Source organism: Gammaproteobacteria bacterium (genome assembly GCA_015709695.1).
Classification (GTDB): Bacteria; Pseudomonadota; Gammaproteobacteria; order Steroidobacterales.
The window spans coordinates 1,230,038-1,242,321 of sequence record CP054183.1 but is presented as its reverse complement, the minus strand read 5'-3'; the positions used below and the strand labels follow the sequence as shown (position 1 = coordinate 1,242,321).

The 12,284-nt window shown below is 64.3% G+C and carries 10 protein-coding genes; 9 read left to right on the top strand and 1 reads right to left on the bottom strand.

Annotated elements, in window-relative coordinates; all coding sequences use genetic code 11:
- From dnaJ to greA, 5 genes are all read left to right on the top strand, one after another.
- Positions 1-1,143, top strand: coding sequence for a molecular chaperone DnaJ (gene dnaJ / locus HRU81_05805; protein ID QOJ31648.1), 1,143 nt, complete (start codon positions 1-3; stop codon positions 1,141-1,143).
- Between the two features lie 45 nt (positions 1,144-1,188).
- A complete protein-coding gene (locus tag HRU81_05800; protein ID QOJ33303.1) occupies positions 1,189-1,995 on the top strand; it encodes a 4-hydroxy-tetrahydrodipicolinate reductase in 807 nt (268 codons plus the stop codon).
- Positions 1,996-2,159: 164 nt separating this feature from the next.
- A complete protein-coding gene (gene carA / locus HRU81_05795; protein QOJ31647.1) occupies positions 2,160-3,335 on the top strand; it encodes a glutamine-hydrolyzing carbamoyl-phosphate synthase small subunit in 1,176 nt (391 codons plus the stop codon).
- Positions 3,336-3,346: 11 nt separating this feature from the next.
- Positions 3,347-6,571, top strand: coding sequence for a carbamoyl-phosphate synthase large subunit (gene carB, locus HRU81_05790; protein QOJ31646.1), 3,225 nt, complete (start codon positions 3,347-3,349; stop codon positions 6,569-6,571).
- On the top strand, positions 6,568-7,044 hold the full coding sequence (gene greA, locus HRU81_05785) for a transcription elongation factor GreA (protein ID QOJ31645.1): 477 nt from the start codon (positions 6,568-6,570) through the stop codon (positions 7,042-7,044). The genes carB and greA overlap by 4 nt, the downstream gene beginning before the upstream one ends.
- Here greA and yhbY read toward each other — a convergent pair.
- The gene (gene yhbY, locus HRU81_05780) at positions 7,041-7,349 is read right to left on the bottom strand and encodes a ribosome assembly RNA-binding protein YhbY (GenBank protein QOJ31644.1); all 309 of its coding nucleotides are present in this window, start codon (positions 7,347-7,349) and stop codon (positions 7,041-7,043) included. The two genes, greA and yhbY, sit on opposite strands and share 4 nt — an antisense overlap.
- Positions 7,350-7,393: 44 nt before the next feature.
- Here yhbY and HRU81_05775 point away from each other — a divergent pair, with 44 nt between their 5' ends.
- From HRU81_05775 to glmM, 4 genes are all read left to right on the top strand, one after another.
- On the top strand, positions 7,394-8,014 hold the full coding sequence (locus tag HRU81_05775) for an RlmE family RNA methyltransferase (protein ID QOJ31643.1): 621 nt from the start codon (positions 7,394-7,396) through the stop codon (positions 8,012-8,014).
- Between the two features lie 56 nt (positions 8,015-8,070).
- The gene (gene ftsH, locus HRU81_05770; GenBank protein QOJ31642.1) at positions 8,071-9,990 is read left to right on the top strand and encodes an ATP-dependent zinc metalloprotease FtsH; all 1,920 of its coding nucleotides are present in this window, start codon (positions 8,071-8,073) and stop codon (positions 9,988-9,990) included.
- Positions 9,991-10,116: 126 nt separating this feature from the next.
- Positions 10,117-10,905: a dihydropteroate synthase gene (folP, locus tag HRU81_05765; GenBank protein ID QOJ31641.1), complete on the top strand. Its 789-nt coding sequence runs from the start codon at positions 10,117-10,119 to the stop codon at positions 10,903-10,905.
- Positions 10,898-12,232, top strand: a complete 1,335-nt coding sequence (gene glmM / locus HRU81_05760) for a phosphoglucosamine mutase (GenBank protein QOJ31640.1) — start codon at positions 10,898-10,900, stop codon at positions 12,230-12,232. The genes folP and glmM overlap by 8 nt, the downstream gene beginning before the upstream one ends.
- The last annotated feature ends 52 nt before the right edge of the window (positions 12,233-12,284 follow it).

Here is a 12,284-nt window from a genome sequence, read left to right as displayed (position 1 = left end):
ATGAGCAAGAGGGATTACTACGAAGTTCTCGGCGTCGCACGCGGCGCTTCGGCGGAAGACCTCAAAAAGGCCTACCGACGCCTGGCCATGAAGTACCACCCGGATCGCAATCCAGACGACAAGGATGCCGAGTCCAGGTTCAAGGAGGCCAAGGAGGCCTACGAAATCCTCACCGATGCCGACAAGCGTGCTGCGTACGATCAGTACGGACATGCCGGGGTCGACGCCGCAGCCGCCGCGGCCGGGAGGCCGGGCGGTTTCGGACCGGGCGACGCCTTCGGCGATATCTTCGGCGACGTGTTTGGCGACATCTTCGGAGGTGGCCGGAGGGCCGGACGATCCGGCGTTTATCGTGGCGCCGACCTGCGCTACGAGCTTGCGCTGGACCTCGAGCAGGCTGTCTTTGGCGCAACCGTCAACATCACCATTCCGAGCGTTGTAGCCTGCGAGCCCTGCAAGGGCTCTGGAGCCGCACCGGGCACGAAAAAGGTCCAGTGCCGTCGATGCGATGGTGCCGGCCAGGTGCGGATCAGCCAGGGATTCTTCTCCATCCAGCAGACCTGCCCTTCCTGCCAGGGAACCGGCCAGGTGGTGGAGACACCCTGCCCGTCCTGCCATGGCAGGGGACGGGTACAGCAAAGCAAGACGCTGGCGGTGAAGGTGCCTGCTGGCGTGGACGAAGGTGACCGCATCCGGCTCACGGGCGAAGGCGAGGCAGGCCAGAACGGCGGACCGCCAGGGGATCTTTACGTGGAGATCCGCATGCGGCCGCATCCGCTGTTCGAGCGCCGTGGCGCCGACCTGTCCTGCGTCATCCCGGTCAGCTTTGTCACCGCGACGCTGGGTGGCAGCCTGGACATACCCACGCTCGATGGCGAGGTCACGCTCAAGGTGCCGCCGGAGACCCAGCCCGGAAAGGTCCTGAGGCTCAAGGGCAAGGGTGTCAAGCCCGTACGCGGTGGCGGAGTCGGTGATCTCTACTGCCGGATCGACGTCGAGGTGCCGGTAAACCTGACTTCGGAACAGAAGAAGCTGCTCAAGGCGTTCAATGACTCCCTGATTGCGGGCGGGGACCGCCACCGGCCGCGGAGCAGTTCCTGGAAGGAAGGCGTCAGGAAGTTTTTCGAGCAGCTGGGTTCCTGAGAGAATGCCAGCAACACAGCGGCGGATGGGGGGTGTGACTTGAGGATTGCGGTACTTGGGGCCACCGGGCGCATGGGGGCGGCGGTCATCCGCCTGATCGCAGGCAGTGGCGATCTTGCGCTGAGTGGTGCCGCCGCCGAGGCGGGGCATCCCGGGCTTGGCCAGGATGCGGGTGCCGCTGCGGGTGTCGGCGTACTGGGTGTGCACGTGACGGCATCGGTGACTGCGGCGGTGGCCGGGGCGGAGGTCGCCATCGATTTCAGCAATGCGGCCGCGGTGGGTAGCAACCTTGATGCCTGCCTGGCCGAGCGTTGCGCCCTGGTAATGGGAACCACCGGGCTTTCGCCGCTGCATCTCGGGCTGATCGAGCAGGCCAGCCGGCGCATTCCCATCGTCTATGGGCGCAACATGAGCGTGGGCGTGGCGGTGCTGACCGAACTCGCGCGCATGGCCACGCAGCTGCTGGGATCCGAGGCGGACATCGAGATCGTCGAGGCACATCACCGCAACAAGGTCGACGCGCCGTCCGGTACGGCGCTGCAACTCGGGGAAGCAGTGGCCGGGGTACTCGGGCGGCGCATCGAGGACGTTACCGCGCGGGACCGTTTCGTGCAGCGCGCGCCTCGCAGCCCCGGCAGCATCGGCTTCTCATCCGTCCGTGCGGGCCAGATCGTCGGCGATCACGAGGTGCTGTTCGCCCTCGAAGAAGAAACCCTCCGGTTGGAGCACCGCGCCCTGGACCGGTCCACGTTTGCGCGAGGTGCCTTGCGCGCCGCTCGCTGGGTCGCCGGGCGGACGCCCGGGCTGTATGGCATGACGGACGTGCTCGGTCTGGCGCGGCCCCAAGCCTGATTCCGTGCCGCGGCGTGATGTTCCGGTGTGCCGATGGTGTCCCGCCGGAGGCTCGTTTAGAATGACGCGGGTTCCAAGCAATTGGTGCCCGTGGCGGGAGGAATCCATCGTGGTTGCCTCCCGCCAGTCGTATACGCCTGTCAGAAATTCATGAGGGTGCAGGGGTGAATGAGCCCGCCGTACTGGCGCTGGAAGACGGCAGCCTCTTCAGGGGCATTTCCGTCGGTGCTTCGGGACGCACCATAGGCGAAGTCGTTTTCAACACCGCGATGACGGGGTACCAGGAAATCCTGACCGACCCGTCCTACTGCCGGCAGATTGTCACCCTGACTTACCCGCATATCGGCAACACAGGCACCAACACCGACGACCTCGAAAGCGACCGGGTCTTTGCGGCGGGCCTGGTCATCCGGGACCTGCCGGCGCTGGCCAGCAATTACCGCTCCGAACTGCCTCTCGGGGACATGTTGCGACGTGGCAACGTAGTGGCCATTGCCGAAATCGATACGCGTCGCCTGACACGCCGGCTGCGGGACAAGGGGGCGATGTCCGGCTGCATCATGACCGGGGAGGTCGATCCAAAGGTCGCGGTGGATCATGCGCGGCGCTTCCCGGGACTCGCGGGCATGGATCTCGCGCGTGTCGTCACCACCAGGGAGAGCTACCAGTGGAATCTGGGACGCAACTGGCCAGCGTCCTCTGGCGTCGTTCCCGGCAAGCGGGCAACGCCCTTTCTGGTGGTGGCGTATGACTTCGGCATGAAGCGCAACATCCTGCGTTTGCTGGTGGATCAGGGCTGCCGGGTCACCGTGGTGCCGGCCCAGACCACCGCGGAAGACGTGTTGGCCATGGAGCCGGATGGCGTCTTCCTCTCCAACGGCCCAGGCGATCCCGAGCCCTGCAGTTATGCCATCGAAGCCGTCCGCAAGCTGCTGGCAAGCGGCATTCCGGTTTTCGGCATCTGCCTCGGTCACCAGTTCCTGGCACTCGCCAGCGGGGCGAAGACCATGAAGATGAAATTTGGCCACCGCGGTGCCAACCACCCGGTCCTCGACATCGCCACGGCCCGCGTGATGATCACCAGCCAGAACCATGGTTTTGCCGTGGACGAGGCAAGCCTCCCGGCAAACCTGCGGGCCACACATCGCAGCCTGTTTGATAACTCGCTTCAGGGAATCGAGCGAACTGATTGTCCTGCCTTCGGTTTTCAGGGCCATCCTGAGGCAAGCCCCGGGCCACATGACATGGAGCCGCTGTTTGCGCGGTTTGCGGAAGCCATGCGCAGGGGCGTGCAGGCAGCCGCGGGGACCAGCGGACGCCCTGCCGTCTCCCGGAACTGAGTCGCCCGAACATGCCGAAGCGCAGCGACATCCAGAGCGTATTGATCATCGGTGCCGGGCCCATCGTCATTGGCCAGGCCTGCGAGTTCGACTATTCCGGAACACAGGCCTGCCAGGCGCTCAAGGAAGAGGGTTACCGGGTCATCCTCGTGAATTCCAATCCGGCCACGATCATGACGGATCCGGATTTCGCCGATGCCGTGTACATCGAGCCGGTCACCTGGAAGACCGTGGCGCGCATCATCGAGCGCGAGAAGCCCGATGCCCTGCTGCCGACCATGGGTGGGCAGACCGCGCTCAATTGCGCGCTGGACCTGGTTCGCGAAGGGGTGCTGGCGAAGTTCGATGTCGAGTTGATCGGTGCATCGCGCCAGGCGATCGATACGGCCGAGGACCGCGAGCTGTTCCGTGACGCCATGCAGGAGATTGGGCTGGAAGTGCCGCGTGCGACGGTAGCGCATACCCTGGAAGATGCGCTGCGGATCCAGCCGGACATCGGCTTCCCCATCGTCATCCGTCCGTCGTTCACGCTGGGCGGCAGCGGCGGCGGCATTGCCTACAACCGCGACGAATTCGAGGAGATCGTCAGCCGCGGGCTCGAGGCATCGCCAACCAGCGAGGTACTGCTGGAGGAATCGGTGCTGGGGTGGAAAGAGTTCGAGATGGAGGTGGTGAGGGACCGCAGCGACAACTGCATCATCATCTGCTCCATCGAGAATCTCGATCCGATGGGGGTACATACCGGCGATTCCATCACGGTGGCACCTGCGCAGACCCTGACCGACAAGGAGTACCAGCGCCTGCGTGACGCATCGATTGCGGTCCTGCGCCGCATCGGCGTGGATACCGGCGGCTCCAACGTCCAGTTCGCCGTCAATCCCGTGGATGGCCGCGTGCTGGTCATCGAGATGAATCCGCGCGTTTCACGCTCCTCTGCGCTGGCCTCGAAGGCCACCGGTTTTCCGATCGCCCGCGTCGCCGCGAAGCTCGCCATCGGCTATACGCTCGACGAGCTGCGGAACGAGATCACCGGCGGAGCCACCCCGGCATCCTTTGAACCGACCATCGACTATGTCGTCACGAAGATCCCGCGGTTCACCTTCGAGAAATTTCCCGGGGCCGATATCCGCCTCACAACGCAGATGAAGTCCGTGGGCGAGGTGATGGCCATGGGCCGCACCTTCCAGGAGTCGCTGCAGAAGGCCCTGCGTGGCATGGAAACCGGGATCGATGGACTGGTCGAGCGGCTGCCGCAGGAACCCTCCGCCGAGGACATGGACCACCTGCGCCATGAACTGCGCATGCCGGGGCCAGACCGGCTGCTCTACGTGGCCGATGCCTTTCGCCATGGCCTGTCACTGGCGGAGGTTGGCGAACTGAGCCGCATCGACCCCTGGTTCCTGGCGCAGATCGAGGATCTGGTGAGCTGCGAGGCTGCCGTGCGTGGTGATGGCCTGAGCGTGCTCAAGGCTGATCGCCTGCGGATGCTCAAGCGCAAGGGCTTCTCCGACAGCAGGCTGGCGCGACTCCTCGGGACCAAAGAGAGTGCGGTCCGGCAGAACCGGCACAAGGCTGGTGTCCGGCCGGTGTACAAGCGCGTCGATACCTGTGCCGCCGAGTTCGCCACTTCGACGGCCTATCTGTACTCGACATACGAGGAGGAGTGCGAGGCAGAACCGAGCGACCGGCGCAAGATCATGATTCTGGGCGGTGGTCCCAACCGCATCGGACAGGGGATCGAATTCGATTACTGCTGCGTCCACGCGGCCCTGGCGCTCAAGGAGTCGGGGTTCGAGACCATCATGGTCAACTGCAATCCGGAGACGGTTTCCACCGATTTCGATATCTCGGACCGTCTGTACTTCGAGTCCCTGACGTTCGAGGACGTCATGGAAATCGTGGATCTTGAGAAGCCTGCTGGTGTCATCGTCCAGTATGGCGGGCAGACTCCGCTGAAACTGGCAAAGAGCCTGGAAGCTGCCGGGGCGTCAATCATCGGCACCTCGCCGGATTCCATCGACGTGGCCGAGGATCGGCAACGGTTCCAGCAGTTGCTCAAGCGGCTCAACCTGAAGCAGCCGCCCAACTGCACCGCGGGCAACGAGGATGATGCCGTCCAGCTTGCCCAGGAGGTGGGCTTCCCGCTGGTGGTTCGCCCCTCGTACGTGCTCGGAGGGCGTGCCATGGAGATTGTCCATGGCGAAGACGATCTGCGCGCCTACATGCGCAAGGCAGTGGCCGTGTCCCATGACAGCCCGGTGCTGCTCGACCGGTTCCTCGACCTGGCGGTAGAGGTGGATGTCGACTGCATCTGTGACGGAAATGACGTCTTCATCGGCGGCATCATGGAGCACATAGAGCAGGCAGGGATCCACTCCGGCGATTCAGGCTGCTCCCTGCCGCCGGCCACGCTGTCCCGCGAAGTACAGGAAGAGTTGTCACGTCAGGTGGCTGCGATGGCCCAGTCGCTGGGCGTCATAGGCCTGATGAATACGCAGTTTGCCATCCAGAACGGCATCATCTACGTCCTGGAAGTCAACCCGCGCGCATCACGCACGGTACCTTTTGTCTCGAAGGCAATCGGACTCCCGCTTGCCAAGATTGCTGCTCGCGTCATGGTGGGGCAGAGCCTGGTGGAGCAGGGCATCACCACCGCCCGCGTGCCGCCATACTTCGCGGTGAAGGAGTCGGTCTTCCCGTTCAACAAGTTCCCGGATGCGGACCCCATCCTCGGACCGGAGATGAAATCGACCGGTGAAGTCATGGGAACCGGCCGCTCGTTCGCCGAGGCCTACGCCAAGGCCCAGCTGGCTTCGGGGGTGTTGTTGCCGCGGCGTGGTGTCGCGCTGTTGTCGGTGCGCGATCGGGACAAGACGGGCGTGGTCAAGCTTGGCCGCATCCTGCTGGAGCGTGGCTTTGACATCGTCGCCACCAACGGTACCGCGGTGGCGCTTGCCGAGGGTGGGGTGGCTTGCCGTCGCGTGAACAAGGTGCGGGAAGGTAGGCCCCACGTGGTGGACATGATCAAGAACGACGAGCTGTCACTCATCGTGAACACCACGGAAGGCAAGCAGGCGATCCGTGAATCCCATCCGATCCGTTCCGCGGCGGTTCGTCATCGCGTGACCTACTACACCACGCTTGCCGCGGCGGTGGCCACCACCATGGCGCTGGACCACCTGGACAATGGCGACGTCAATCGCCTGCAGGATCTGCACAAGGAGTTGTTGCAGTGAGGAAGATGCCCATCACCGCCCGGGGTGCCGAGCTGCTGCGCGAGGAGTTGCGGCGTCTGAAGACTGTCGAGCGACCCCGCGTCATCCAGGCCATTGCCGAAGCCCGCGGTCACGGTGATCTCAAGGAGAATGCCGAGTATCAGGCGGCCAAGGAGCAGCAGGGCTTCATCGAAGGGCGGATCCAGGAAATCGAGTCGCGCCTCGCCAACTGCGAGATCATCGAGGTTTCGAGGTTGACGAACACGGGTCGAGTGGTATTCGGTGCCACCGTCAGGCTGGTCGATGAATCGGACGGTCGGGAGGTTTCTTACCGAATCGTCGGTGAGGACGAAGCTGACATCGCCGCGGGGTCCATTTCCATTACCTCGCCCATCGCCAGGGCGCTGATTGGCCACAATGAGGGTGATGTGGCCGTGGTTGCCGCCCCGGGCGGGGAGCGCAGCTACGAGATACTCAAGGTCGAGTATATCTAGGCCGCAGATGTCCCCGGCATCACCCGCCCGGGCGCGTCGGTGGCGGGACGGTAGAGTACCGCAACGTTGCCGATGCGGGTAACGACGGCGGCATCGCACCGCAAGGCCAGCTCGGCAATCACTGCGTTGCGTTGCGCCCGGTCATCAGCCCGAACCTTGATCTTGAGGAGCTCATGGTGCGCAAGCGCGCCGTCGAGTTCCGCCAGCACGCCTGGCGTGATGCCGGCGTTGCCCACGTGGACATATGGACTCAGGTGGTGTGCGAGGCCTCGCAGGCGTCGCTTTTCGGTTTCGGTGAGTGTCATCGCGGCGCATTATAGCTGCGACGAACGGGGCGGTTTGCGCATACATGGCCAGGAAGTCATCCAGCGGCAGGTGGAAGCAGCGGCAGGCGAGCGATCCGTATGTCAGGCGTGCCCGGACCGAGGGCTGGCGATCGCGGGCCGCATTCAAGCTGATGGAAATCGATGACCGCGAGCGGCTGCTGCGTCGTGGCAAGCGGGTCCTGGACCTGGGAGCGGCACCTGGAGGATGGTCGCAGGTGGCCGCCGGGCGAGTGGGCCTCTCCGGCCGGGTCATAGCCGTCGACCTGCTGCCTATGGAGCCGCTGGAAGGCGTCGTGGTGATCCAGGGGGACTTCGTCGAGCCGGGCACACAGGAGCAGGTGCTGACCGCCCTGGGTGGCCTCAGGGCGGACCTGGTGATTTCCGACATGGCCCCCAATATCACTGGAAACAGGAGTGTGGACCAGCCCAGGGCGTTGGCTTTGGTGGAGGCGGTCTTCGAGAGTGCCGACCATTTCCTCGAACCGGGCGGAGCGGTGCTGGCCAAGGTATTCCAGGGTGAGGGATTCGAGGCCCTGGTGGCGGCTGCCAGGCGGGATTTTGGCTCGGTCCGCATCCGCAAGCCGGCATCGTCCAGGGCGGAAAGCCGTGAGATGTACTTGGTGGCGGGAAACTATCGTTTATAGTAGCGTCTAAACTTGTTGGATCCATATAAGTCGCTCATGCGACTGAAGGTTTTCCAGTGAACGACCTGGCCAAAAACATCATTCTCTGGATCGTCATTGCCATCGTGCTGCTGACGGTGTTCCAGAGCTTCGGTACCGGCGGGCGCCAGCCTGCGGCGGTCGATTACTCGACCTTCCTGGACTGGGTCCATGCCAGCCAGGTCGAGCGGGTGGTCTTTGAAGGTGACACCATCCGCGGAGAGCGCGTCACCGGCGAAGGTTTCGTCACCTACAGCCCGGAAACCGACAATACGGCACTGATCGGCGAATTGAAAAAGAGCCACGTGCAGATCAGCGCCACGGCCCCGAAGGGGCAGAACATCCTGGTCAGCCTGTTCATCAATTCCTTTCCGGTGCTGCTGCTGATTGGCGTCTGGGTCTATTTCATGCGGCAGATGCAGGGAGGTGGCGGTGGCCGTGGGGCCATGTCCTTCGGCAAGAGCCGTGCCCGGTTGCTTGGCGAGGACCAGGTCAACGTGACCTTCAATGACGTGGCGGGCGTCGAGGAAGCGAAGGAAGAAGTTGGCGAAATCGTCGATTTCCTGCGGGATCCGGCCAAGTTCCAGCGCCTGGGCGGCAAGATTCCCCGTGGCGTCCTCATGGTCGGCTCCCCCGGTACCGGCAAGACCCTGCTCGCCAAGGCGATCGCCGGGGAAGCGAAGGTGCCATTTTTCACCATTTCCGGCTCGGATTTCGTCGAAATGTTCGTCGGTGTCGGTGCGTCCCGGGTGCGCGACATGTTCGAACAGGCGAAGAAGCACGCCCCCTGCATCATTTTCATCGACGAGATCGACGCCGTCGGGCGCCATCGCGGCGCCGGCCTCGGTGGTGGCCACGACGAGCGCGAGCAGACGCTGAACCAGCTGCTGGTGGAAATGGACGGCTTCGAGGGCAATGAGGGCGTCATCGTCATTGCCGCGACCAACCGGCCTGACGTGCTGGACCCGGCTTTGCTGCGCCCGGGACGGTTCGATCGCCAGGTCGTCGTGCCGCTGCCGGACGTGCGTGGCCGCGAGCAGATCCTCCGGGTGCATATGCGCAAGGTGCCGCTTGCCGATGATGTACGGCCCTCCGTCATTGCGCGGGGCACGCCGGGCTTCTCCGGGGCAGATCTCGCCAACCTGGTGAACGAGGCGGCGCTATTCGCTGCCCGCTCGAACCGCCGAACGGTCACGATGGATGAGTTCGAAAAGGCGAAGGACAAGATCATGATGGGCGCCGAGCGGCGCTCCATGGTCATGAGTGAAGAAGAGAAGAAACTGACGGCCTATCACGAGGCAGGCCACGCCATAGTCGGCCTGTCCGTGCCGGACCATGACCCTGTCTACAAGGTATCGATCATCCCGCGTGGTCGTGCCCTGGGTGTCACCATGTTCCTGCCGGAGGAGGACCGCTACAGCCTGAGCAAGCGCCGGCTGAACAGCCAGATCTCCAGCTTGTTTGGCGGCCGGATTGCCGAGGAGATCGTCTTCGGTCGCGAAGCGGTGACGACTGGTGCCGCGAATGACATCGAGCGCGCAACCGACATCGCCCGCAACATGGTCACGAAGTGGGGGCTGTCCGAGCGGCTGGGGCCGCTGACCTACACCGAAGAGGACGGAGAAGTGTTCCTCGGCCGGTCGTTCACCCAGCACAAGCAGGTGTCCGACGTGACCATCCACGCCATCGACGAAGAGGTCCGGAAGATCATCGATGACAATTACCGGCGTGCAGAGTCAATCCTGCGCGAGAACATGGACAAGCTGCACAGCATGGCAGGTGCGCTGATCAAGTTCGAGACCATCGATGAGCAACAGCTGAAGGACATCATGGCGGGCCGCGAACCGCGGCCCCCGGATGGCTGGGACAGCACCGGTCCTGTGCCGCCTTCTCCAGCACCCACGACGGGTGCGGCCAAGGGTGAGCCGGGGATTGGGGAGCCTGCCAAGCAGCACTGACCGACGGCAAGGCCCGGTAGCCTGCATGCCACGGCCAAGGGACCCGGGCCTGGCGCACCTGACCAAGCAGGGGCAGGGAAGGTGAGTGGCAGGATTTGCCTGCAGGCTGGCGGGCCACCGCTGGTCATGGGCATCCTGAATGTCACGCCGGATTCATTCTCGGATGCCGGCCGCTTTTCACGTCTGGACGCCGCTCTGGCCCATGCCGAGGCAATGGCGGCAGCCGGAGCCGCCATCATCGACATTGGGGGAGAGTCCACGCGACCCGGTGCACCACCGGTGACCGAGGTGGAGGAGATGCGCAGGGTGGTGCCGGTGATCGAGGCGCTGGCCAGGCGGATTCCCTGTCTGTTGTCGGTCGATACCAGCAAGCCGAACGTCATGCGGGCGGCCGTGGACGCCGGAGCCGGCATGATCAACGATGTCCATGCCTTGCGGCGGCCGGACGCCCTGGCGACGGCAGCAGGCCTTGGGGTGCCCGTGTGCCTGATGCACATGCAGGGCGAGCCGGCTTCCATGCAGGTGGCACCCGCATACCTGGACGTAGTAGCCGAGGTGAGGGGTTTCCTCGCCACCCGGATTGCTGCATGCGAAGCTGCCGGCATGCCACGTGCCTCCCTGCTGATTGATCCGGGGTTCGGCTTCGGCAAGGACCTGTCGCATAATCTGCAGCTGCTGCGTTCCTTGCGGGAATTCACCGGCTTGGGGCTGCCGGTGCTGGTCGGGCTGTCACGCAAGGCCTTGATCGGGGCCCTCACCGGGAAGCCGGTTGGCGACCGCCTGCACGGCAGCGTGGCGTTGGCGGCTTATGCTGCCCTTCAGGGGGTATCCGTTATCCGGGTTCATGATGTCGGGCCAACCGTGGATGCTTTGCGTGTCATTGGGGCCGTGATCGGAGCGACAGTAGATGGGTAGGCAATTCTTCGGGACAGATGGCATTCGCGGGCAGGTCGGGCAACACCCGATGACGGCTGAATTTGCGCTCCGGCTCGCCAGTGCCGCAGCACGCGTGCTGGCACCGGGCGGTGGGCGCGTGATGATCGGCAAGGATACGCGCGTCTCCGGATACATGTTCGAATCTGCGCTGGAAGCCGGATTTGTCGCCGCTGGCATGGATGTGATCCTGCTCGGTCCGCTGCCGACGCCGGGTATCGCATACATGACCCAGTCGAGCGAAGCCGATCTGGGGGTGGTCATCAGCGCCTCCCACAATCCCTATTCCGACAACGGCATCAAGTTCTTCGACCGCCATGGAGGCAAGCTGTCCGACAGCATCGAGGAGGCCATCGAGGCGCACCTGGTGGAGCCAGCCATCACCCGGGATTCGGGTGCGCTCGGTCGTGCAAAGCGGCTGGAAACCGCCATCGAGCAGTACCAGAGGTTCTGTGTCGGCACCGTGCCGGGTCCATTGCGGCTCGACGGCCTGAAGGTCGTGGTGGATTGCGCCCATGGGGCCGGATACAAGGTTGCACCGCGCGCGCTTACGGAGCTGGGTGCCGATATCGTGCCAATCGGCTGCTCGCCCAACGGCCGTAACATCAATGAAGGCTGTGGATCCACGCAGCCTGGGCTGCTTACCCTGATGGTCAAGGGTGTCGGGGCCGACATCGGCATCGCCTTCGACGGGGATGGGGACCGCGTGGTCATGGTCGATCACCTCGGCAATCTTGTCGATGGCGACCAGATCCTGTATGTCCTTGCGGCGGATCGGCGCCGACGCGGGTTGCTGGAAGGGCCGGTGGTCGGCACGTTGATGAGCAACCTCGGCCTGGAGCTCGCCCTGGGCGAGATCGGGGCGGGATTCCGGCGGGCCAGGGTGGGCGACAGATACGTCCTCGAGCTGCTCCGTGAAACGGGTGGCAAGCTGGGTGGCGAAACATCCGGGCACATCCTGTGCCTGGACAAGACGACGACCGGCGACGGCCTGGTTACCGCGCTGCAGGTACTTGCGATCATGAGGGAATCGGGGTGCAGCCTGGCGGAGCTGGCGGGTGGCATGCGCAGGTTTCCCCAGGTTCTCATCAATGTCCGGACGGCGCGGCGGCTCGACCTGGGCAGCAGCGCACCGGTGCGCTCGGCCGTCGATCAGGTGAAGTATCACCTGGGGCAACGTGGCCGGGTAGTACTGCGACCGTCCGGGACCGAGCCGGTGGTGCGCGTCATGGTGGAAGGCGAGGACGAAGGGGAGATTCGTCAGCTGGCGGAGCAGATCGCCAGAGTCGTGGCGAGTGAAGCCGCCTGAGACCCGGCTGGTGGTTTGCCGCCATTGATTTCGGGGTGGGGGGCGGCTAACC

Coding starts and splice junctions, on each gene's coding strand:
- dnaJ (QOJ31648.1), top strand. CDS start 1: ATGAGCAAGAGGGATTACTACGAAGTTCTCGGCGTCGCACGCGGCGCT.
- carB (QOJ31646.1), top strand. CDS start 3,347: ATGCCGAAGCGCAGCGACATCCAGAGCGTATTGATCATCGGTGCCGGG.
- yhbY (QOJ31644.1), bottom strand. CDS start 7,349: ATGACACTCACCGAAACCGAAAAGCGACGCCTGCGAGGCCTCGCACAC.
- HRU81_05775 (QOJ31643.1), top strand. CDS start 7,394: ATGGCCAGGAAGTCATCCAGCGGCAGGTGGAAGCAGCGGCAGGCGAGC.
- folP (QOJ31641.1), top strand. CDS start 10,117: ATGGGCATCCTGAATGTCACGCCGGATTCATTCTCGGATGCCGGCCGC.
- glmM (QOJ31640.1), top strand. CDS start 10,898: ATGGGTAGGCAATTCTTCGGGACAGATGGCATTCGCGGGCAGGTCGGG.